17 protein-coding genes are annotated in these 22,395 nt (G+C 68.6%); 7 read left to right on the forward strand and 10 right to left on the reverse strand.

Features of this window, described 5'->3' with window-relative positions:
• Positions 1-80 precede the first annotated feature (80 nt).
• The 3 genes from N0B51_RS13295 to N0B51_RS13305 all read right to left on the reverse strand — a co-directional run bounded on the left by N0B51_RS13295 (position 81) and on the right by N0B51_RS13305 (position 5,953).
• The gene (locus N0B51_RS13295; RefSeq protein ID WP_259963024.1) at positions 81-2,750 is read right to left on the reverse strand and encodes a TonB-dependent receptor plug domain-containing protein; all 2,670 of its coding nucleotides are present in this window, start codon (positions 2,748-2,750) and stop codon (positions 81-83) included.
• A gap of 159 nt (positions 2,751-2,909) precedes the next feature.
• Positions 2,910-5,270: an FtsK/SpoIIIE family DNA translocase gene (locus tag N0B51_RS13300; RefSeq protein WP_259963025.1), complete on the reverse strand. Its 2,361-nt coding sequence runs from the start codon at positions 5,268-5,270 to the stop codon at positions 2,910-2,912.
• A gap of 107 nt (positions 5,271-5,377) precedes the next feature.
• Complete coding sequence (locus N0B51_RS13305) at positions 5,378-5,953, reverse strand: thiamine phosphate synthase (RefSeq protein ID WP_259963027.1); 576 nt, start codon at positions 5,951-5,953, stop codon at positions 5,378-5,380.
• On the opposite strand from N0B51_RS13305, the gene N0B51_RS13310 reads away from it, so the two are divergent.
• Entirely contained in the window at positions 5,952-6,614 is a 663-nt protein-coding gene (locus tag N0B51_RS13310; protein ID WP_259963029.1) for a YggS family pyridoxal phosphate-dependent enzyme, read from the forward strand. The genes N0B51_RS13305 and N0B51_RS13310 overlap by 2 nt on opposite strands.
• Positions 6,615-6,691: 77 nt before the next feature.
• Positions 6,692-7,027 carry a hypothetical protein gene (locus N0B51_RS13315; protein WP_259963031.1) on the forward strand — a complete coding sequence of 112 codons (336 nt, stop codon included), beginning with the start codon at positions 6,692-6,694 and terminating at the stop codon, positions 7,025-7,027.
• Here the strand turns inward: N0B51_RS13315 and N0B51_RS13320 are convergent, their stop codons facing one another.
• Positions 7,028-9,787 carry a [protein-PII] uridylyltransferase gene (locus tag N0B51_RS13320; protein WP_259963032.1) on the reverse strand — a complete coding sequence of 920 codons (2,760 nt, stop codon included), beginning with the start codon at positions 9,785-9,787 and terminating at the stop codon, positions 7,028-7,030. It abuts the gene before it with no gap.
• The gene (locus N0B51_RS13325) at positions 9,784-11,490 is read right to left on the reverse strand and encodes a class I adenylate-forming enzyme family protein (RefSeq protein WP_259963034.1); all 1,707 of its coding nucleotides are present in this window, start codon (positions 11,488-11,490) and stop codon (positions 9,784-9,786) included. The genes N0B51_RS13320 and N0B51_RS13325 overlap by 4 nt, the downstream gene beginning before the upstream one ends.
• 115 nt (positions 11,491-11,605) lie before the next feature.
• On the opposite strand from N0B51_RS13325, the gene lgt reads away from it, so the two are divergent.
• From lgt to N0B51_RS13340, 3 genes are read left to right on the forward strand one after another with little or no spacing between them, the layout of a single operon-like run.
• Positions 11,606-12,487 carry a prolipoprotein diacylglyceryl transferase gene (lgt, locus tag N0B51_RS13330; RefSeq protein ID WP_259963036.1) on the forward strand — a complete coding sequence of 294 codons (882 nt, stop codon included), beginning with the start codon at positions 11,606-11,608 and terminating at the stop codon, positions 12,485-12,487.
• Positions 12,484-13,560, forward strand: a complete 1,077-nt coding sequence (locus N0B51_RS13335; protein ID WP_259963038.1) for a class I SAM-dependent methyltransferase — start codon at positions 12,484-12,486, stop codon at positions 13,558-13,560. Before lgt ends, N0B51_RS13335 begins: the two co-directional genes overlap by 4 nt.
• Positions 13,557-13,979: a DUF2147 domain-containing protein gene (locus tag N0B51_RS13340; RefSeq protein ID WP_311201844.1), complete on the forward strand. Its 423-nt coding sequence runs from the start codon at positions 13,557-13,559 to the stop codon at positions 13,977-13,979. Before N0B51_RS13335 ends, N0B51_RS13340 begins: the two co-directional genes overlap by 4 nt.
• Here N0B51_RS13340 and N0B51_RS13345 read toward each other — a convergent pair whose 3' ends face one another.
• From N0B51_RS13345 to N0B51_RS13355, 3 genes are read right to left on the reverse strand one after another with little or no spacing between them, the layout of a single operon-like run.
• Positions 13,980-15,512 (reverse strand): ABC transporter permease/substrate-binding protein, encoded by a 1,533-nt coding sequence (locus N0B51_RS13345; RefSeq protein ID WP_259963042.1) that lies wholly within the window; start codon positions 15,510-15,512, stop codon positions 13,980-13,982.
• Positions 15,509-16,255 carry an ATP-binding cassette domain-containing protein gene (locus N0B51_RS13350; RefSeq protein WP_259963043.1) on the reverse strand — a complete coding sequence of 249 codons (747 nt, stop codon included), beginning with the start codon at positions 16,253-16,255 and terminating at the stop codon, positions 15,509-15,511. Before N0B51_RS13350 ends, N0B51_RS13345 begins: the two co-directional genes overlap by 4 nt.
• A gap of 33 nt (positions 16,256-16,288) precedes the next feature.
• The gene (locus tag N0B51_RS13355; RefSeq protein ID WP_259963045.1) at positions 16,289-17,806 is read right to left on the reverse strand and encodes a PAS domain-containing protein; all 1,518 of its coding nucleotides are present in this window, start codon (positions 17,804-17,806) and stop codon (positions 16,289-16,291) included.
• A 156-nt stretch (positions 17,807-17,962) separates the two neighbouring features.
• Between N0B51_RS13355 and N0B51_RS13360 the strand changes: the two genes are divergently transcribed.
• On the forward strand, positions 17,963-19,129 hold the full coding sequence (locus N0B51_RS13360; RefSeq protein WP_311201845.1) for an isovaleryl-CoA dehydrogenase: 1,167 nt from the start codon (positions 17,963-17,965) through the stop codon (positions 19,127-19,129).
• Here N0B51_RS13360 and N0B51_RS13365 read toward each other — a convergent pair.
• On the reverse strand, positions 19,126-19,917 hold the full coding sequence (locus N0B51_RS13365; RefSeq protein ID WP_259963047.1) for a DUF2182 domain-containing protein: 792 nt from the start codon (positions 19,915-19,917) through the stop codon (positions 19,126-19,128). The genes N0B51_RS13360 and N0B51_RS13365 overlap by 4 nt on opposite strands.
• 10 nt (positions 19,918-19,927) lie before the next feature.
• On the reverse strand, positions 19,928-20,563 hold the full coding sequence (locus N0B51_RS13370) for a DUF1326 domain-containing protein (protein WP_259963048.1): 636 nt from the start codon (positions 20,561-20,563) through the stop codon (positions 19,928-19,930).
• A 142-nt stretch (positions 20,564-20,705) separates the two neighbouring features.
• Between N0B51_RS13370 and N0B51_RS13375 the strand changes: the two genes are divergently transcribed.
• Complete coding sequence (locus N0B51_RS13375; RefSeq protein ID WP_259963050.1) at positions 20,706-22,313, forward strand: carboxyl transferase domain-containing protein; 1,608 nt, start codon at positions 20,706-20,708, stop codon at positions 22,311-22,313.
• Positions 22,314-22,395: the final 82 nt, after the last annotated feature.

Genomic DNA, 22,395 nt, shown 5'->3' on the forward strand with positions numbered 1-22,395 from the left:
GCCGCTAGAAACAGAAAGGGCCCCGCCGGCGCGAACCGGCGGGGCCCTTTCCTTTGCGCGTCTCGCGCGAAGCGAAACGATCAGTACTTCACGCCGAGCTTCACGTACCAGAACCCGCCGTTGATCCCGAACGGACCGCCCGGACGCGGGTAGACCGACCCGTTGGAGATGCTGCCGGTCGAAGTGTAGATCGGGTTGTTGACGGTCGCGATGATCTTGTCCGGGTACTCGTCGAACAGGTTGTTGGCGCCGACCGACAGCGTGTAGTGATCCATCAGCGTGTAGCTCAGCTCGATGTCGGTGGTGAACTTCGCGCCGAAGTGCTGTCCGTCGATGATGGCGCCGGTGCTCACATTGCCCGCGCGGATCGGATAGTCGTTCGCGTCGCGCCATTCCCCGTAATAGCTTTCGCGGAGATTGAGCGCGAAGTCGCCGAGTTGCCAGTTGGCCGACAGCGTGGCGCGGTGGTTGGGCGCCAGGTACTGGATATCGATCAGCTGGGTCGGCCCGATCACGCCCGGGTCGAAGTCGGTCACCTTGCTCTTGTTGTAGTTGTAGGCGAGCGTCAGGTTGAGCGGTCCGCCGGCCAGCTGGGTGCGATAGGTGCCCACCACGTCGACGCCCTGCGTGCGGGTGTCGAAGCCGTTGGTGAAGTACTGCACGCGCCCGCCGACGCCGACCGCGAGCAGCGACGGCTGGGCGTTGATGTCGGCCTGGGAGACGGTGAAGCTCTGCGAAATGCCGATGCGGTTGCGGACCTTGATGCTGTAGGCGTCGATGGTCAGGTTGAGGTCGCTGCCTGGATCGATGACGAAGCCGAACCCGAAGTTGGTCGATTCCTCCGGAGTCAGCGGCTTGGCGCCGTAGTACTGCGCGATCGCGCTGCCGACCGGGTAGGTGCCGACCTGGACCGCGTTGCCCTGGACGAACGAGGTGGTCAGGATCTGCACGTTGCTTTGCCCCGGCGAAGGCGCGTGGAAGCCGGTGCCGACCGTGCCGCGGACCGCGAACGCGGGGCTGATGTGGTAGATCGCGTTGACCTTGCCCACCGTCGCGCTGCCGAAGGTGTTGTAGTGCTCGTAGCGGCCGGCGACGCCGAAGCTGAGCTCGGGTGTGATGTCGCCTTCGAGGCCGACGTATCCGGCCCAGCTCCTCTGCGAGAACGATCCCGCCGCGACCGGGTTGGTGCCCGCATAGCCGCTGGCGCCCGGCGACATCGTCACCGTGCTGTCGAAGGCGTACACGCCCGGCGCGGTCTGCACGTAGAGCCGCTGGAGGGCAAAGGGACCAACGCCATAGGACTGCGTGTCGCCCGGTGTCGCCTCGTACGTCTCGCGGCGCCATTCGAGGCCGCCCGACAGGGTCAGTGGGCTCGCCATGCCGGCGTCGATCTCGTACGTCGTGTCGAGGTTGAAGTTGAGTTCGCGCTGGATCAGCCGGCCGAACTCGAACGAGGTCTGGCTCTGCGGACCATAGCTCGGGCTGAGCGAGTTATACATCGACAGGTCGAGCGTGTGGCGGCCGTAGGTGGCCGAAACGTCCCACGCGAACGGGCCGTTTTCTCCCTTCACCCCGGTCGACCCGAACAGTTCCTGGCTGTCGCCGACGAAGCGCGGGGTGAAGCCCGCCGGATAGAGCGAGGTGAAGTTGTAGACGTTGGTGTCCTTGACGAACGCGCCTGCCGGGCAGGTCGCGTTGTTGGCCGGACACGGGGTCAGATAGACCGGGTGGGCGAAGGCCGAGTTGGCATTGCCGCCACCGACCGAGGTCGAGGTGCCGTTGAACCGTTCAGCGCTCCACGCCGCGAACTCGCGATAGTTGAAGCTCTGGTCGGCATGGCTGTCGCCGTAGTTGCCGAAAGCGTACCACTGGACCGCGTCCGACACGTCGAAGCCGGCGTTGACCACCGCCTTGAAGGCATGGCGGGGCGAGGAGCCCCAGATCTGCACCGGGCCCGGATAGTTGGGCAGCTGCGTGGCAAGTGTCGGGAAGGTCTGCGTGAAATAGACCGCCGACGGGCGCTGCGCGCCGCGGCTGGTGCCCTTGTCGTCGGTGTACTCGGCGGTCACGCTGAGGTAGCCGGTATCGCCAATGGCAACGCCGCCGTATCCGGCCAGCTGCCAGCTTTCGCCGTCACCCTCGTAATACTGGCCGTACTTGGCCTGCATTTCGAGGCCGGGCTGGTTCTTGAGGCCGAAGTTGAACACGCCCGCGATGGCGTCCGATCCGTACTGCGCGGTCGCGCCTTCGCGCAGCACCTGCAGGTTGCCGATGGCCATCGACGGGATCGAGGAGATGTCCGGCGCCTGCGAGCCGAACGACAAGGCGGTGTCGCCACCCGCGTAGACCTGCACCAGCGACGAGCGGTTGAACCGCTTGCCGTTGATCATCACGAGCGTCTCGTCGCCCGGAAGGCCGCGCAGCGACGGCGAGCGGACGAAGGTCGACGCGTCGGAAATGGTGTTCTGGCCGACGAAGAACGACGGCACGACGTTGCGCACCGCGTCCATCACGTTGGCCGTCGCCTGGCCCACGAGTTCCTCGGAGCCGATGACGTCGACCGGCGAGGGGGAATCGGTAACCGTGCGGTCGGTCCGGCGGGTGCCGATGACCACGATCGTGCTGGCATCGGGTGCCTGTTCGGCCTGCGCGGCATCCAGGGCATCCTGGGCGAAAGCGGGTTGCGCGGCGAAGCCGGAAAGCACGATGGCGGCGGCCCCGGCGAGCAGTCTAGAGCGATGGTCGGTCATTGATCGGAACTCCCCTGTCCAATGACAGGAAGTTACGCATCACCGCAGTTCGAGTGCAACAATGCCTTATTGACTCGAATCGAATTGAGCATTTGTGTTGCAACTGCGTAACAACTGCGTCTTGCGACTGGTCGCGCTCGCGGTACCGGCCTCATTCGTTCACAGCGGATTGCCGTCCTTGTCACGGTAGATGTCGCGCCGGCCGACATGGTTTGCCGGGCCGACCAACCCGTCTTCCTCCATCCGCTCGATCCACTTGGCGGCGGTGTTGTAGCCGACGCCCATCTGGCGCTGGAGCCACGATCCGCTCGCCTTCTGGTGCTCGAATACGATCTGGCAGGCCTGGCGGTACTTGCGCTCCTCGGGGTTGTCGCTCGCGGTGAGGTCGTCGTCGAAACTGAAGCCGAAGCCGTCCTCCGGCTCCTCGGTCACCGCGTCGACGTAGTCGGGCTTGCCCTGGCCGCGCCAGTGCTCGGCGACCTGTTCGACTTCCTCGTCGGACACGAACGGCCCGTGGACGCGCACCAGCGCGCCCGTGCTGGGCTTGTAGAGCATGTCGCCCTTGCCCAGCAGCTGCTCGGCGCCCTGCTCGCCCAGGATCGTGCGGCTGTCGATCCGGCTCGTCACGTTGAAGCTGATGCGTGTCGGCAGGTTCGCCTTGATAACGCCGGTGATGACGTCGACAGACGGGCGCTGGGTGGCCATGATCAGGTGGATGCCCGCCGCGCGGCTCTTCTGCGAGAGGCGCTGGATCAGCACCTCGATCTCCTTGCCGACGGTGACCATGAGGTCGGCGAGTTCGTCGACGATCAGGACGATCTGCGGCAGGGCTGCGTAGTCGAGCTGCTCTTCCTCGAAGATCTCCTCGCCGGTGTCGGGGTCGAACCCGGTCTGCACCCGGCGCCCCAATGGCTTGCCCTTGGCAATCGCAGTGCGCACGCGCTCGTTGAAGCCGGCGATGTTGCGCGCCCCGATGCTGCTCATCATGCGGTAGCGGCGCTCCATCTCCTCGACCGCCCATTTCAGCGCGCGGACCGATTTCGACGGCTCGGTGACCACCGGCGAAAGGAGATGCGGGATGTCGTCGTAGCTCTTGAGCTCGAGCACCTTGGGATCGATCAGGATCAGGCGGCACTCGTCAGGAGTGAACTTGTAGAGCAGGGACAGCAGGATGCAGTTGAGGCCGACCGACTTGCCCGAGCCGGTGGTGCCGGCGACCAGCAGGTGCGGCATCGCGGCAAGGTCGGCGACGATCGGTTCGCCGGCGATGTCCTTGCCGAGGATGATCGGCAGGCTGCCACGTGCGTTCACGAACGCGTCGCACGCGGCCAGTTCCTTGAGCGCGACCATCTGGCGGTCGGCGTTGGGCAGCTCGATGCCCATGACCGTCTTGCCCGGGATCGAGGAGACGCGCGCGCTGATTGCGCTCATGTTGCGGGCGATGTCCTCGGCCAGGCCGATGACTCGGCTCGCCTTGATGCCGGGGGCGGGCTCCAGCTCGTACATGGTGACCACCGGGCCGGTGCGCACCGCGGTGATCTCGCCCTTGACGTTGAAGTCGTCGAGTACCGTTTCGAGCAGCCGGGCGTTGCGCTCGAGCGCGAGCTTGTCGAGCTTGGGCGCAGCGTGGACCGGCGGTTCCTCGAGCAGGTCGAGGCTCGGCAGCTGGTAGTTGGCGAAGAGGTCGGTCTGGGCCTTCTTGCCGGTGGGCCGGGCCGCGCGGGGTGCGGCGGCGGGATCGGCGATCTCGGGCGCGCGGCGTTCCGCGAACTGCGGCGGTTGGGCCTCGGCGCTCTCGCGCTGGCGCTTCGCGCGCGGCTTGGCGACGAACGGAATGTCGAGTTCGGCGAGCTGCGGCGGCAAGCCGGGCGCGCGCTTCAGGAAGCGTGGCAGCGTCAGCAGCTGGACCCAGTCGAGCGCGAAGACCCGGGTCACGCCCACCACGCCGCCGGCGAACGCCGCCAGCGCGGCGGCGAGGGTGGCCCAGCCGCTCGCGCTCTCGCCCAGCCGCGCCGCGACCGCCTCGATCGCGCCCGCGCCGAGCAGGCCGGCGATGCCGCCCATCGATGCGGGCAGCGAGCCGCCCGGCCGCTCGAAGATGAGCGCGAGCACGGTGCCCAGCAGCGCCATCGAAAAGAGCAGCAGGCCAAGCGGGCGCCACCACCGCGTGCGCTCGCCCGCGTCATCTTCCTCGACCTCGCGCCACAGCTTGCGCGCCGAAACGTAGAGCAGGGGCAGCAGCAACACCCCGGTCACGCCGAACAGGAAGAACACCCGTTCGGCCACCCACGCGCCCATTGGTCCCATCCAGTTGCGCACGTCGTCGCCCGCCGCCGCGGTCGAGGCGCTCGGGTCGGTCTGGGTGTAGCTGGCGAGGGCGAGGCCAAGGAACAGCATCGCGCCGAAGAGCCCTGCCGCCCCGGCGATCTGGCCCGCGCGGCGCAGCGAACGGCGCAGCGCGGCGCGCCAATCTGTCGCCGGCGCCCTGCCGCCCGGGCGGCTCATCGCGCGTGATGCCATCGCTGCTTCCCCTGATGCGGGCGCCCGTGAACGCTTTGCCTCCACCGGAACCCTCGTCCGGCGCGCGTTATCGCAGGCCGGGGACTCGCCCGTCAAGAATCCTCGCGTCAGGAGTCCTGTTTGAGCGCCAGTCCGTCGATCGCCGCCCAGCGCGTCCAGCCCAGTTCCTTCGCACGGTCGAAAGTCATGCCGCCGAGCGCAATCACCGGCATCTCGGCCAGCGCGGCGAGCGCGTGGAACTTTTCCGCTCCCAGCGGCACGGCCTTGGGATGGGTGCGCGTTTCGAACACCGGTGACAGCATCGCCGCGTCGGCCCCGGCCGCGTTGGCGTGGGCAATCTCGTGACCGTCGTGGACCGCGGCGATGCGCAGCAGTTCGGGCGCCTCGCCGATCGCCTCGGGCGGGCCATAGGACGCGGCGGCCCCCCAGGCGCGCGCCTCGTCGTCGCTGCCCGACAGAACGGCCAGGTGGCCACCCTCGGCCACCAGCGGAAGAAGCTCGTCCCAGCGGGCGCGGCGCGCACGGGGATCAAGATGGTAGTGGCGGTAGACGAACGCGGAACCGGGCGGCAGCGCGCGCAGCGCGCGGGGCAGCAATTCGTCGTTGCGGGCATCCGACAGGAGCCACAGGTCCGGGAGTGACTGGCTATAGGCCATGACCTCGCTATAGCGCACAGCCGTCATGAATGCAGCGTTAGCCCTGAGCGAAATCCACGACCGCATTGCCCGCGCCTGCCGGATCGCGCGGCGTGAGCCCGATGAAATCACCCTCGTCGCAATCAGCAAGACTCACGGCGCCGAGGCGATCGAGCCTTTGCTCGCAGCCGGGCACCGCGTGTTCGGCGAGAACCGGGTGCAGGAGGCGCAGGCCAAGTGGCCGGCGCTGCGCGCGGCCTGGCCCGGCGTGGAACTGCACCTTGTCGGCAGCCTGCAGTCGAACAAGGCCCAGGACGCGGCCGAACTGTTCGACTGCATCCATTCGCTCGACCGGCCGAGCCTGGTCACGGCGCTCGCCAAGGCGTTCGACAGGACCGGCAGGCGGGTGCCCTGCTTCGTCCAGGTCGACGTCGGCGAGGAACCGCAGAAGGGCGGCTGCGCGGTGAGCGACCTGCCGGGGCTGCTCGAAGCGGCGAGGGGGGCCGACATTCCGGTGATCGGGCTCATGTGCGTTCCGCCGGCCGACATCGAGCCCGCGCCCTTCTTCGCGCTGCTCGACAAGCTGGCCCGCGACAACGGGCTGGCCGGCCTGAGCATGGGCATGAGCGGCGATTTCGAAACCGCCGTGATGCTCGGCGCGACGCACGTGCGGGTCGGCAGCGCGCTGTTCGGGACCCGCAACACCTAACAGCCCGTTAGGGACGCGTGGCGGTCCGGTGTTAACGCCGGCCCTGCATGATGCGCGCTCCAGACAAGGAGTGCGCCATGAATCGCTTTGCCCTTTTCGGAGTAGCAACCGCCGTCCTCGCCGCCTCGGCCCCTGCCGTCGCACAGGACGATGCCGAAGCCGAACGCGCGTTCTCGCGCGCGGCGAGAAGCTTCAATGCCTGCCTGGCCTCGGCAGCGACCGCCGGCGGGGCCGTCGTGCTCGACGATCGCTGCCTCGCGCAGGAGAGCGCGTATCGGGTCAGCGGCGTGCGGCTGCACGTGGCCCGCGGGCTGAGCGAGGTCGATGCCGCCAGCGCGACCGAGGCTGACATTGCCGCCGGCCGCCGCATCTTCGGCGCCGCGCAGGCCCGGCAGCTCGCCAGCGCCCGCTGATCAGGCGTTTTCGAGTTCGGCCTGACGCTCGTCGCTCGACGCGGCGAGCAGGGTTTCCTCGATCGCCTTCAGGCGCGCCGCGCCGGTCACCTTTCCGCCCGTCAGGTCGGTGACGTAGAACGTGTCCGCGGCGCGCTCGCCGTAGTTGGTGATGTGCGCCGAGTGCACCACCAGCCGGCTTTCGAACAGCGCGCGGGCAAGGCGGTTCAGCAGCGCCGCGCGGTCGCGCGCGTTGACCTCGATCACCGTGAAGCGGCCCGAGGCCTGGTTGTCGAAGGTGACGACCGGGCTGACGTCGAACGCCTTTGCACGGCTGTGCGGCAGCGGGCGCTTGGCGAGTTCGGGCACGAGTGCCCGGCGGTTGGCCAGTGCATCGGCGATCGACACCTCGAGTCGCCTCAGCTGGGCTTCCTCGCTGAAGGGCAGCCCGAGCGGGTCCTGGACGAGGAAGTTGTCGACCGCCCACCCGGTGCGCGTGGTATGGATGCGCGCGTCGATGATGTTCGCGCCCGCGAGGTGGATCCCGCCGGCTATGCGGTAGAACAGGCCCGGATGGTCGGCGGCGATGACCGTCACCAGCGTCGCACCGCGCGACGGGTAGACCTCGCAGTGGACAGAGAGGTTGTCCTGTTCCTCGTGCGCCGCGCCGTAGTGCTCGATGTTGAGCGCGATGATGTCTTCCGGCTCGGCGATCCAGTAGGCGTCGTCGAAACGGTCGGCGTAGAGCCGCAGCAACCCCTTCTTGTCGCCGAGCAGCTCGGTCACGGCCTCCTTCTTCGCGGCGACCCGTTCCTTGCGCCCGTGCTTCATGTGGCCGAGCCGCAGCCGTTCCATCGCCTGGTCGCTCAACTCGCCGAGCAGCTGCCCCTTCCAGCTGTTCCAGGTGCCGGGGCCAACCGCGCGGATGTCGACCGCGGTGAGTATCATCAGGTTCCGCAGCCGCTCGACGCTCTGCACCTGGCTGACGAAATCCTCGATCGTCTTGGGATCGGTGAGGTCGCGCTTGAACGCCGTCGCGCTCATCAGCAGGTGCGCGCGTACCAGCCAGGCGACGAGCGCGGTCTCGCCGTCGTCGAGGCCGAAGCGCGGGCACAGTTCCTCGGCCACTTCGCCGCCGAGCACCGAGTGGTCGCCCCCCCGGCCCTTGGCGATGTCGTGCAGCAGCACCGCGACGTAGATCGCCCGCCGGCTCGCGATCTCGTGGATCAGCCGGCTCGCGCGCGGGTGGTCGGCGGTGAGCTCGCCCTTCTCGATCCGGCTCAGGAGGCCGATCGCGCGGATGGTGTGCTCGTCGACCGTGTAGTGGTGGTACATGTCGAACTGCATCTGCGCGTTGACCCGCCCGAAGTCGGGGACGAAGCGGCCGAAAACGCCGGTCTCGTTCATCCAGCGCAGCACGGTTTCGGGATCGTTGCGCCCTGCCAGAAGCTCGAGGAACAGCGCGTTGGCGCGCGGGTCGTGACGCACCTCGCGCCGGATCAGCCCCGAATCGCGTGCCGCCTGTCGCATCGTTTCGGGGTGGATCTCGAGGCCGTGGGCCTCGGCCAGCTGGAACACCTCGATCAGCCGCGCCGGGTCGTTCCGGAACCAGTCGTCGCCGGGGCTGGCGATCCGTCCGCCGAAGACCTTGTAACCCTTGAGCTCGCGGGCACGCGGGGTGAACCCGGCAAGCAGGCCCCTGCGCACGCGGGTCTTCGCGAACTGCTCGTCGATGTGGGCGAGGAATACGCCGGTCAGCGAGCCGACGCGCTTGGCCTGCAGGAAATAGAATTGCATGAACCGCTCGACCGCGCTCTTGCCGGGGCGGTCGGCGAAGTTCATCCGCGCGGCCACCGCGCGCTGGAGGTCGAAGGTGAGCCGGTCCTCGGCGCGCCCGGTGATGGTGTGCAAGTGGCAGCGAACGGCGAGCATGAATCCCTCGGCGCGGCGGAAGCTGCGGTACTCTGCCTGGGTGAACAGCCCGACGTCGACGAGGTCGGCGGCCACGCGCACCTTGTGAATGTATTTCCCGATCCAGTAGAGCGTCTGCAGGTCGCGCAGGCCGCCCTTTCCGTCCTTGACGTTGGGCTCGACGACGTAGCGGCTGTCGCCCATCCGCCGGTGCCGCGCGTTGCGCTCCTCCAGCTTGTCGGCGACGAACTGCCTCTCGGTGCCCTTGACCACCTCGTCGGCGAAGCGGCGGCTGACCTCGTCGTAGAGGTCCTGGTCGCCCCAGACGTAGCGCCCTTCGAGCAGCGCGGTACGGATCGTGAGATCGGACTTCGCCATCCGGATCGTCTCGTCGACCGAGCGGCTCGAATGGCCGACCTTCAGCCCCAGGTCCCACAGGTAATAAAGGATCGCCTCGATCACCTGCTCGCACCAGGCCGCGTTGCGGGTCGGGTGGATGAAGGCGATGTCGACGTCGGAATGCGGCGCCATCTCGGCCCGGCCGTATCCGCCGACCGCGACCAGCGTCAGCCGCTCTGCCGTCGATCGGTTCACCGCCGGATAGACGTCGGCGACGACGTGGTCGTGGATCGTGCGCACGATCTGGTCGATCAGGAACGCGTGTCCGCCGGTGATCTCGTGGCCCGTGCTGGGCTTGTCTTCCAGCCGCCGGTCAAGCTCGGCCCGGCCCGCCTCGAGCGCGGCCTTGAGCGCCCTGACGATCTCCGGCCGCGCCTTGCCGCCCCCGTCGGCAGCAAGCGTCGCAATCTCGTCGGCGAGGGCACGCCGATCGACGACCTCGCGCTGGTTGGGGATGCGCGGCTGGTTCAAGCGGCTCCCGCTTCCTCGGCCCGATCCTCGAAGCGCGAGCGAAGCGCGCGCTTGTCGATCTTCTGGGTACCGAGCCGGGGCAGCGCCTGGTCGGTTTGCCACAGGTACTGGGGAATCTTGAACTTGGCGAGGCGTTCGGCGAGGAATTCCTTGAGGTCGTCGGGGGCGACCGAGTGGCCGTCCTTCGCGACGTAGACTGCCGCGGGAATCTCGCCCAGCCGCTCGTCGGGCAGGCCGAAGACCGAGCATTCGGCGATGTGCGGGTGCGCGTAGATTTCCTGCTCGACCTCGATGCAGCTGATATTCTCGCCGCCGCGGATGATGATGTCCTTCTTGCGGTCGACGATGAACAGGTAGCCGTCCTCGTCGAGATAGCCGAGGTCGCCGGTGCGGAAATAGGCGTCGTCGGTATAGGCGTTGCGGGTGGCGTCCTCGTTCTTCCAGTAGCCGAGGAAGTTGCACACCGAGCGGATGCAGACTTCGCCCACCTGTCCCTGGGCGAGCGGCTTGCCGTCGTCGTCGAGGATCGCGAGGTCGACCAGCGGCTTCGACGCGGTTCCGGTCGAGCCGGGCTTGGCCATGTAGTTCTCGTTGAGGTTGCCCGCGCCGACCGCGTTGGTCTCGGTCAGGCCATAGCCCAGGAGCGGGTAGCCGTCGGGGAACGCCTCCCGGATCCGGTTCACGTGCTCGGGCGGGCGCGGCGCGCCGCCGGCGGCGAAGCTCTTGCACTGCGAGAGGTCGTACTTGTCGCGGTCCGGGTGGGTCGCCAGCTCGAAGCTCATCAGCGGGACGCCGACGAAATAGGTGATCTTTTCCGCGTCGAGCAGGCGCAGCGCCTCGGTCGCGTCCCACTTGGGCATCAGGACCAGCTTGCGGCCCAGCGCGAAGCTCTGCAGGAACAGCGGGATTTCCCCGGTAACGTGGAACAGCGGCACCGCGACCAGCGCGCTCGGCTGCACGGTCGGCGCCTCGTTGCGCTCGGTCAGGATCTGCAGGATCATCGCGGTCTGCGCGACGTAGTTCATCACCCCGCTGACCACCCCGAGGTGGTCCGAATAGGCGCCCTTGGGCGAGCCGGTGCTGCCCGAGGTGTAGAGGATCGTGGCAAGGTCGTCGGGGCCAAGCACCCCGAGCATCTTCGCGGCGGTGTCGCCGTCCGCCCAGATCGGTTCGAGACCGGCCGAAGGCGGGCCGTCGTGCGTAAACACGATTATCCTGGCGCCGTGCTCGATCCCGTCGAGCCGCGCGGCGCGTTGCGGGTCGGCGAGGACCAGCGTGCATTCGCACAGGTCGATTCCGAAGGCGAGTTCCTCGCCGGTCCACCAGCCGTTCAATAGGGTCGCGCAGCCGCCGCCCATCAGCACCCCGAGATAGGCGACGATCCAGTTGGCCGAGTTGCGCGCGGCGATGCCCACGCGGTCGCCGCGCTGCATCCCGTGGCGCGTCACGAGGCCGTGGGCGACGTGAGCGGCGGCATCGTAGACCTCGGCAAAGGTCATGCGCTGGTCGCCGTCGACGATGAACAGCTTGTCCCGGTGTTCGTTCGCAAAGTGGGCGACATAGTGCGCCAGTGTCGGCGGCGCGTGGATGAAGGCGGGCATCTGCACGCCGCGTCGCTCGATCGTCCGGGTTTCGAACATTTGCCCCGCGCGCGTGATCTGGTCCGAAATGCGCTGGATGTCCCTGTCGAGCTCTGTCGCCATCAATTCCTCTTCCGCTTTCTGCCGCCGGGGTTTCGCCCGTCGCCGCGCTATGCCAAAGACGCGCGCGAACAGGGGCATCCACCGTGCGGGATGGCCTCAAGGGTAAGGATCAAACGTGCTGCTGTCACTACTCGCTGCGGCGACCCAGGAAGCGGGAAACCACCTTCATTTCGAAGACCTCGGACTCCGTAGGGGAATCGATCTCGGGTTCTTCGAACTGCGGTTCTACTCGCTCGCCTACCTTGCGGGGATCGTGCTGGGGTACTGGCACCTGACCCGGATGATCAAGGCGCCCGGCAGCCCGATGGCGCAGCGCCACGCCGACGACCTGTTCTTCTACTGCACGATCGGGATCATCCTCGGCGGGCGGCTCGGCTATGCGCTGTTCTACTCGCCCGACTTCTACCTGTTCACCCACCCGCTCGAATTCTTCAAGCTGTGGGAAGGCGGGATGAGTTTTCACGGCGGGGTATTCGGCGTCCTGGTGGCGATCGCGTGGGTATGCCGGCAGGGCAAGATCAGCTTCCTGCGCACGGCCGACTACATCGCGGTCAACGTGCCGTTCGGGATGCTGTTCGGCCGGCTCGCCAACTTCGTCAACGGCGAGCTGTGGGGCCGGCCGACCGACGTTTCGTGGGCCATGATCTTTCCCGAGGACCCGACCCAGCTTCCGCGCCACCCGAGCCAGCTCTACGAAGCGGGACTGGAAGGCGCGCTGCTGGTCGTGGTCATGCTGCTGTTGTTCTGGAAGACCAGGGCGCGCTGGCGGCCGGGCCTGCTGGTCGGGGTGTTCACCGCGGGCATCGCGCTGGCGCGCTTCACCGTCGAGTTCTTCCGCGAACCCGACGCCCAGCTTGCCGAATTCGCCCGTTCGACCGGTCTCAGCATGGGACAGTGGCTGACGATTCCGCTGATCCTGCTGGGGGTGGCGGTGGCAATCCGCGCGCTGACCCGGCCGCCCCTTGGGAGCCAGTCCGCGCAACCCGCTGCGGCATGAACGACCGCTCCGCGAACGCGCGCGAGCGGCCGCTGGCGGACGTGTTCCGGCGGCTCATCCGCAATACCGGGCCAATCAGCCTCGCCCATTTCATGGCCGAGTCGAACGCGCGCTACTACACCACGCGCGACCCGCTCGGCGCGGGCGGCGATTTCGTCACCGCGCCCGAGATCAGCCAGATGTTCGGCGAACTTATCGGCCTGTGGCTGGCCGACATGTGGATCCGCGCGGGGCGTCCCGATCCGGTAGGCTTTGTCGAGCTTGGTCCGGGCCGCGGCACGCTTGCCATGGATGCGTTGCGGACGATGAAGCGCTATGGCCTCGCGCCGGAAGTCCACTTCGTCGAGAGCTCGCCGGCGCTGAAGAAGATCCAGCTCGAAGCGGTGCCGCAGGCACGGTTCCACGGCGATCTGGCGTCGCTGCCCGCCGATTGCCCGCTGCTCGTCGTCGGCAACGAGTTTCTCGACGCGCTCCCCGTGCGCCAACTCGTGCGCGCGGCCGAAGGCTGGCGCGAGCGGATGGTCGGGCTCGATGGGGACAGCTTCATCTACACGATCGGCGGGCAGCCGATGGATTCGGCCGTTCCGCCTTCGTGGCGCGACGGGCGGCAAGGTACGATCATCGAGACAAGTCCGGCGGCGGCGGCCGTGGTCTACGAGATCGCCGGACGCCTCGCGGCGCAAGGGGGATGCGCGCTGCTGATCGATTACGGCCACACCGACAACCGCGCCGGCTCGACCGTCCAGGCGGTGCGCGCGCATCGCAAGGTCGACCCGTTCGACGCGCCGGGCGAGGCGGACCTCACCGCCCACGTCGATTTCGCGACGCTCGCCAGGGTCGCGCAGTCGCGGGGGGTGACCTGGATGGGCACGCCTCCGCAGGGCCAGTGGCTGCGCGCGCTCGGGATCGATACCCGCGCCGAGGCGCTCGCCGCGCGCGCGCCGCACCTGCGCGACGCGCTTTTCGCAGCGCGCGACCGCATTGCCGCCGACGACCAGATGGGCCAGTTGTTCAAGGTCATGGGCCTTGCCGCGCCAGGCTGGCCGCACGGGGTCGGGTTCGAGCAGGAGTGAACAAGTTGCTGAAGGCATTCCTCGCGCTGGTTGCGCTCGCCGCGTCCGCACCGGTCACCGCCGCCGCGCCGATCGACGGGCTGTGGGTCACCGAGGAAAGGAGCGGAGAGATCCGTGTCGCCAGTTGCGGCGCGACCCGTTGCGGGCGGCTGGTCAAGTTCCTCGAGGTGCCCCCGCAGGGCGTCGACCAGCGCGATGTCAACAATCCCGACAAGTCTATGCGCAATCGGCGGGTGCTCGGCCTCGCGATCCTCAGCGGCTTCCGGCCTGACGGCGACCTCTGGCGCGGGACGATCTACGACCCCAAGACCGGACGGTCGTATCGCTCGGTGGTGCGCCGCAAGAGCGCCTCGACGCTCGAGGTCAAGGGCTGCATCGGGCCGTTCTGCCAGACCCAGCTGTGGACCCGCGCCGACTGATCAGGGGTTAAGCTGCGCGGCGAGCCACTCGGCGGCCCTGGCGGGACTCGTCTTGTCCGCGCTCCGGTCGACCATGAAATTGGCCTGCCGCATGGCTGCGACGTCTATCGCGCCGAGGAGCGGGCGGATCGCGGCCAGGACCCGCTCGTCTTCCGAATGCGCGGTGCCCAGCAGCACGATCGCGTCGTAGTTGGGCAGCGCCTGCTTGGGGTCCGCGAGCACTGTCAGGCGGTCCGCCGCGATCCGCCCGTCAGAGATGTAGGCGCTGATCACGTCCGCCTCGCCCGAGGCCAGCGCATCGTACATGAAGGTGGGCGAAAACGTCCGCTCGCGCGCGAAACGCAGGCCGTAGGCACCCTCGACCGCGCGCCATTCGGGCCGCTCGAAGAACTCGGGGTCGCCGCCCACGACGAGCCGGGGCGCGACCCTCGCCAGGTCGTCCAGCGACGCTATGCCGAGCGCCGAAGCCCGCTCGCCGCGCATCGCGAAGGCGTAGGCGTTTTCGAACCCGAGCCGGCCGAGCAGCAGGACGCCGCGCTCACCCTCCCACTGCGACAGCGCCGCCAGCATCGCGTCCGGTGCAACGCGGTCGTCGCGCTTCAGCTGGTTCGCCCACAGCGTGCCGGTGTAATCGACCGCGACGTCGATCGCCCCGCCCTCGAGCGCGCTCTGGACCACAGCCGAGCCGAGCCCGTCGCGGTAGGCCACGCGGAACCCCGCCGCCTCGAGCCGGCCGCCGATCAGCCGGGCAAGCACGTACTGTTCGGAAAATCCCTTGGCGCCGATGACGATCGTGTCCGCGGCCGCGCGCGGTCGCTCGTGCCACAGCGCGGCGAGGAGGCCGAGCGCGATCGCGGCAAGGCCGAGCCAGACGCGCCGGCGGCGGCGGGTCTTGAGGCCGTTTTCGATCAGTGCGAGCAGCCCGTCGGTCGCCAGCGCGAGGCCCGCCGCCGCGATGCAGCCGGCCAGCACGAGCGACCAGTTCTGGGTCTGGAGCCCGGCGAAGATCGGATCGCCGAGGCTCGGCTGGCCCACCGTTGTCGACAACGTCGCCGCGCCGATCGTCCAGACCGCCGCCGTGCGCACTCCCGCCATCACGAAAGGCGCGGCGAGCGGGGCCTCGACCAGGCGAAGTTTCTGCCACGCGGTCATGCCCACCGCGTCGGCCGCCTCGAGGACGCCCGGCGCCATCTCGGCCCGCGCGGTGACCGCGTTGCGCAGGATCGGCAGCAGGGCATAGAGCGCCAGCGCAAGCAACGCGGGAAGGAACCCCAGCGTCGGGAGGCTGTCGCCGAACACGCTGCGCAGGGAGAGCAGCACCGGGAAGAACAGTGCGAGCAGCGCGAGCGCGGGGACGGTCTGGACGAGGCTCGCAAAGCCCAGCGCCGCGCGCCCGACCGTGCGCGAGCGGCTTGCCCAGACCGCCAGCGGCAGCGCCACCGCGATGCCCAGCGCGAGCGCCGCAGCCGCCAGCAGGACGTGCGCGGCCAGCTTGTCACCGAGCGCGAAGAGGGCGGCGAACGTGTCGCTCACCGGCGCAGCGCCTCGAGCGCGTCGGCCTGCTCGCGCGGGACCGCGACGAGGGCCTGCGCCGCCGGTCCCCCCGCGCCGCCGAGGAGGGCGCCGGGGGGCTCGTCGGCGACGATCCGCCCGGCCTCCATCACCAGCACGCGGTCGGCCAGCAGCAGCGCTTCGGCCATGTCGTGGGTGACGAGCACGGTCGTGAGGCCAAGCCGCTCGTGCAGCGCGCGTACGCGCTTGCCGAGCGCATCGCGGGTCACCGGATCGAGCGCGCCGAAAGCCTCGTCGAGCAGCAGCAGTTCAGGCCCGGCGGCCAGCGCGCGGGCGACCGCGACCCGCTGGCGCTGGCCGCCCGACAGTTCGTCGGGCATCCGCCCGGCGTGCCCCGGCTCAAGGCCGACGAGGTCGAGCAGGTCCGCGATCCGGCCATCCGGTAGCGGTTCCCCTGCGACCTTCGGGCCGATCCCGACGTTGGCGGCCACGTTCATGTGCGGGAACAGCCCGATCGACTGGAACACGTAGCCGATGCGGCGCCTGAGCGCGGCAACCGGCTGGCCGCGGACGTCTTCGCCGGCGACCAGCACGCGTCCCTCGTCGGGCTCGACGAGCCGGTTCGCCATGCCCAGAAGCGTCGACTTGCCCGATCCCGAGGCGCCCACGAGCGCGACGAACTGGCCCGCCGGAACCGCGAGCGACACCCGGTCGACGGCGGCGAGCGCGCCGAAGCGCCGGGTCACGTTCTCGTAGGAAATCATCGCCGCCAGACTAACCGGCGCCGCGCCCCCCGCCTAGCTGCGGATCGCGGAAACCGGAATCGCCAGGTCGACTTCGAGCCCGTGCGGCAGGAAGCGCCGCTCCATCCGGCCACCCAGCTGCCCCTCGATCGACATCTGCACCAGCCGCGACCCGAAGCCCTCCGCACCGGGAGCGTCGGTGGAAGGGCCGCCGCGTTCGCGCCAGGTGATGCCCGCTTCGCCGTCACCTTCCGGGCAGTCGATCTCGATGGCAACCTTTCCGCCTTCGACCGACAGCGCGCCGTACTTGGCGGAGTTGGTGGCGAGTTCGTGAAAGATCAGCGCCAGCGGCGTCGCCGCCCGCGGGCCGATCGAGCAGTCCTTGCCGCCGATCACGATCCGCTCGCCGCCGTCCGAATAGGGCGCCATCAGCTCGGTCATCAGGCCGCGGAGACTGTCGCCCTTGGCGCCTTCGACGGGGCGGACGAAGTCGTGCGCCCGGCCCAGCGCCCGGATCGCGTCGATCAGCTCGTCGGCGAACGGGCGCGCCGCTTCGTGCCGCCGCGCGCGGATCGAGACCAGGCCTGCCACGACGGCGAAGATGTTCTTGATCCGGTGCGACAGTTCGCGCGCCAGCAGGTCGCGGCTTTCGGAAACGCGGTGGCTGCTGTCGATGTCGGTCAGCGTGCCGTACCAGCGCCGCACCGAGCCGTCGGGGTTGCGGATCGCCAGCGCGCGGGAGAGAGTCCAGCGGAACGAACCGTCTGCCTGCTTGAGGCGATATTCGCTTTCGAACGGTTGCCCGGCATCGTAACATTCGCCCCAGTCGGCGAACACGCGATCCGAGTCGTCGGGGTGAACGACGGGGCGCCAGTCGTCGGTGCAATTGGGCCCATCGATGCCGGTCACCTCGCGCCAGCGCGAATTGAAATAATCGAACGTGCCGTCGCCGTCGGCGGACCAGATGATCGCCGGCAGGAGATCGGCGATTTCGCGCATGGCGCGGGCGCCCTCGGCTTCGCGGGTCACGGCGGCGAGGCCCTTGCGGCGCGCGTCGAGCCGCCGCATGACCGCCCTGGCGAGAACCTGCAGTCCCTCGATCTGAAGCGGGTCGAGGCCCTCGGGCCGGGGCTTGTCGTCGATCACGCAGAGCGCGCCCAGCGGCGCCCCTTCGGGCGAGATGAGCGGCGCGCCGGCGTAGAAACGAACGTGCGGTTCGCCGGTAACCAGTTCGTTGTCGGCGAAGCGGGGATCGCTCGAGGCGTCCGTCACGATCATCTCTTCGCCACGCATCATCGTGTGCGCGCAGAAGCTTTGCTTGCGGGGCGTCGTGCGTAGGTCCAGGCCCTCATGGGTGAGGAAGCGCTGGACGTCGCGCTCCACCATACTGACGAACGCCACCGGCGCCTGGCACAGACGTGCCGCAAACCGGGTGATCGCGAGCAGTTCGTCGTCGTCGTCGAGCGCGTCGATCTTGTAGCTGTCCAGAATCCGGACGCGGGCATCCTCATCGCCAAAAGCGACCGAGGGCTCCTCGCCTGCGGGCGGGCCAGACGATTGCTCGAATTTCACAAGAAGCGATCCCAATTCGCAGGTTATGGCATTTCTGGCTAAACTTCAAGGCGTTAAGAGCCGAAACTGATCTCTGCGAAAATCCTTTGAATTGCGCCATTTGCGCGCGCAGCAGCGCTGGTCTAGGCGCGGCGCGAAGCAAGCAGAGAGGACCGCGTGCGCGCTACCCCCGATTTCGATTTTCAGCTCGGCGAGAGCGCCGAGATGATCCGCGACGCGGTCGCCCGCTTCGCCGACGAACAGGTCGCCCCGCTCGCCGAACGGGCGGATCGCGAGGACTGGTTCCCGCAAGAGCTGTGGCCGAAGATGGGCGAACTGGGCCTCCACGGCATCACGGTGGAAGAGGAATGGGGCGGCCTCGGCCTCGGCTATCTCGAACACGTCATCGCGGTCGAGGAGATCAGCCGCGCGTCGGCCAGCGTCGGCCTCAGCTACGGCGCGCACTCGAACCTGTGCGTCAACCAGATCCGCCGGTGGGGCACCGACGAGCAGAAGGCGAGGTACCTGCCGAAACTGATCAGCGGCGAACACGTCGGATCGCTCGCAATGAGCGAGGCGAGCGCCGGGTCCGACGTTGTATCGATGAAATTGAAGGCCGACGCGGTGCAGGGCGGCTACGTGCTCAACGGCACCAAGTTCTGGATCACCAACGCGACCTATGCCGACACGCTGGTGGTCTATGCCAAGACCGACGGCAGCGCGGGCAGCAAGGGCATCACCGCGTTTCTGATCGAAAAGGACATGCCCGGTTTCTCGATCGGCCAGAAGATCGACAAGATGGGGATGCGGGGCTCGCCGACCGCCGAGCTGGTGTTCGACGACTGCGAAGTGCCCGAGGAAAACGTCATGGGCCCGCTGAATGGGGGGGTCGGCGTGCTGATGAGCGGGCTCGATTACGAGCGCGTGGTGCTCGCCGGGCTGCAGCTCGGGATCATGCAGGCCTGCCTCGACACAGTGATCCCCTACGTCCGCGAGCGTCGGCAGTTCGGCAAGCCCATCGGGGCCTTCCAGCTGATCCAGGCGAAGGTCGCCGACATGTACGTGGCGCTGCAATCGGCGCGCGCCTATACCTACGCGGTGGCCAAGAGCTGCGACGCCGGTCACACCACCCGCTTCGACGCCGCGGGCGCGATCCTGCTGGCGAGCGAGAACGCCTTCCGCGTCGCGGGCGAGGCGGTCCAGGCGCTCGGCGGGGCGGGCTATACCAAGGACTGGCCGGTGGAGCGTTACCTGCGCGATGCCAAGCTGCTCGACATCGGTGCCGGCACAAACGAGATCCGCCGGATGCTGATCGGGCGCGAGCTGATCGGCGCGGCGGGCTAGCCGAACAGGATCACGCCGCCCCACGCGAGCATCGCGGCGCCCCCGGCGACCGCGATCGTCCGGCCCCCGGGAAGCAGCTTCTCGGCCGCGACGAGGAGGGTGAGCAAGGCGATCCACGCGAGGTTCATCACCCCGCCGACGAACAGCAGCAGCATGAGCGCCCAGCAGCAGCCGAGGCAGTATGCGCCGTGGATGAGCCCCAGTCGCAGCGCGCCGAGCGGACCGGGGCGGAAGTGGCGGGCGAGGAATTCTGCGGGCGAGCGGCAATGATCAAGGCAGGCGCGCTTGAGCGGGGTGAGCTGGTAGAGGCCCGCGGCGACCAGCACTCCTCCCGAGAGCCAGCGGCTCGCCGATCCCATCGAAGCCATGGAGAGGGCGCCGGACGAAGCGAGCGCGAGTTGCAGGGCGGCCGCGACCGCCGAGAAGGCCCCCCAGACGACGATGTAGCCGAGGAGGAAGGCAGCTGTCGGCGGTGGCGCCGCACCGGGCGGCGCCCGGTGCGCGGCCGCGCGGGCATAGAGAAGCACCGTCGGCGCGGCCGAAGGCAGCATCATCGCCACCATCATCACCAGCCACATCGAGAACACGAGCAACCCGCCCGCCTCGGGCATCGCCATTGCGTCCATCGTGCCTCGGCTCAAGGGACCGGGGACCAGCGAGAACGTGGTGCCCGCCGCCATTCCCGCGCCGGCCAGCAGCCAGGCCCATGCGAGCAGCACCAGCAGCGACAGGGCGACGATCGCGACGAGGCGATGCCGGCGCAGCGCGCCTTCCGCCAGCCGTCCCATCAGGCGCGTTTCATGCTGCGCGGACGACGCCGTGGCTGTCTAGGTTGAGATGCGCGAACTGGCCGTAGCTCGACGTCATCTCGACCGGGACGGGACCGTCCGACTTGCTCGAGGCGGAGCCGATGTCGGCGTATTCGTACTCGAACCCGTCGGGCAGGTGGATGCGCGCGCGCAGTTCGGACCCGTCGACGAGGCTGCGGATCGGTTCGCCGTCCATCTGGACGTGCCCCGGGATGCGCATTCGCCCCCTGCGGCCCTCGATATCGACCTCGAACTCGATCGGCACGAACATCGGCGGATGCATCGTCTCCACGGTCGAGCAGAACACCGCGAACATCGTCGCCATCGGATCGGTGTCGCCCCCGGTCATGATCGTCAGCAGCGCGTTGCGCTGGTCTTCGGAGGCGCGCTCGTCGACGAAGGCGACCGCCTCGCCGTGGCCTTCGTGGATCGGTCCGGGCCACTTGAACACCGCGCCGATCCTGAGCCCCGAGAGGTCGACGTCGCCGTGCGTGCCTTCGTCGATCTCCATCCCGAACACCGCGTGGCAGTGGCCCTTGTCGGGCACGCCGCCGAACTGGCAGTTGCAGCCGTAGACGCAGGTGCAGTTGACGAGCTGCCTGCCCTTGAGTTTCCAGTAAGTCATCCTGTCCTCCAAAAGACCCAGTCACGTCTGCGCGCGCGGCTGGAGAACGAGAGTCGCGAGGTTACCACCTGCGGGGTCCGATAGGCAAATCCGGCGCTTGGTGTCTTTGCAGCGGCCGCTTGGCGGGCTAGGCCTCCCGGCCATGACAGCACCCGTCCTGACCAGCCGGCTCGACCGCGAAAGCCCCGAGGCGAAGGCCCGTTTCGATCACAACAGGGGCCTTGCCGAGGACCTGCGCGCGCGGGTTGCCGAGGCCGCGCTCGGCGGGCCGGCCAAGCACCGCGAGCGCCATGTAAGCCGCGGCAAGCTGCTGCCCCGCGAGCGTGTCGAGCGCCTGCTCGATCCGGGCGCGCCGTTCCTCGAGATCGGCCAGCTCGCCGCCAACGGGATGTACGAGGGCGACGTCAACGGCGCCTCGATGATCTGCGGCATCGGCCGGGTCAGCGGGCGGCAGGTGATGATCGTCGCCAACGATCCTACCGTGAAGGGCGGCAGCTACTACCCGATGACGGTCAAGAAGCACCTGCGCGCGCAGGAGATCGCGACCGAGAACCGGCTGCCGTGCGTCTATCTCGTCGACAGCGGCGGGGCGAACCTGCCTTACCAGGCCGAGGTGTTCCCTGACCGCGAGCATTTCGGGCGCATCTTCTTCAACCAGGCGAACATGAGCGCAGCTGGCATCCCGCAGATCGCCTGCGTGATGGGCAGCTGCACCGCGGGGGGCGCCTATGTCCCGGCGATGAGCGACGAGAGCGTGATCGTGCGCGAACAGGGCACCATCTTCCTCGCCGGCCCGCCGCTGGTGAAGGCCGCCACGGGCGAGGAGATCAGCGCCGAGGACCTCGGCGGCGGCGACCTTCATGCCAGGAAATCGGGCGTCGTCGATCACCTCGCTGAAAACGACGAGCACGCGCTCGCGATCGTGCGGGACATCGTCAGCCACCTCGGCGCGAACACCGGCGCGGCGACGGACGTGGCCTTGCGCGATCCGCGCCCGCCGAAGTTCGCGGCCGACGACCTCTACGCGCTGATCCCCGACGACGTGCGCGCACCCTACGACGTTCACGAGGTGATCGCCCGCATCGTCGACGGGAGCGAGTTCCACGAGTTCAAGGCGCTTTACGGTTCGACGCTGGTCTGCGGCTTCGCGCACATCTGGGGCATCCCGGTGGCGATCCTCGCCAACAACGGCGTGCTCTTTTCCGAAAGCGCGCAGAAGGGCGCGCACTTCATCGAGCTTGCCTGCCAGCGGCGCATCCCGCTGCTGTTCCTTCAGAACATCTCGGGCTTCATGGTCGGCGGCAAGTACGAGGCCGAAGGCATCGCCAAGCACGGCGCCAAGCTCGTCACCGCGGTCGCCACCGCGACCGTGCCCAAGGTGACCGTCGTGATCGGCGGCAGCTTCGGCGCGGGCAATTACGGCATGGCCGGACGCGCCTATTCCCCGCGGTTCCTGTTCACCTGGCCCAACGCGCGCATCAGCGTGATGGGCGGCGAGCAGGCGGCCTCGGTGCTCGCCACGGTCCACCGCGATGCGGACAAGTGGACGCCGGAGGAAGCCGAGGCGTTCAAGGCGCCGATCCGCCAGAAGTACGAGGACGAGGGCAACCCCTACTACGCCACCGCGCGGCTGTGGGACGACGGCGTGATCGACCCGGTCCAGACGCGCGACGTCCTCGGCCTCGCCTTCGCCGCCACGCTCGAGGCGCCGATACCCGAGCGCCCCGCGTTCGGCGTGTTCCGGATGTAGCCCCGCCAAGAAGCTTGCATGGCGCCGATGCCCGCCAAACTTGTTTCTTAGCAAATCCGGTTCCCGCTGCTACGCGGGTCGG

Origin of the sequence: Tsuneonella litorea (assembly GCF_025154015.1) — a bacterium.
In the GTDB taxonomy this organism is placed as follows: Bacteria; Pseudomonadota; Alphaproteobacteria; order Sphingomonadales; family Sphingomonadaceae; genus Tsuneonella; species Tsuneonella litorea.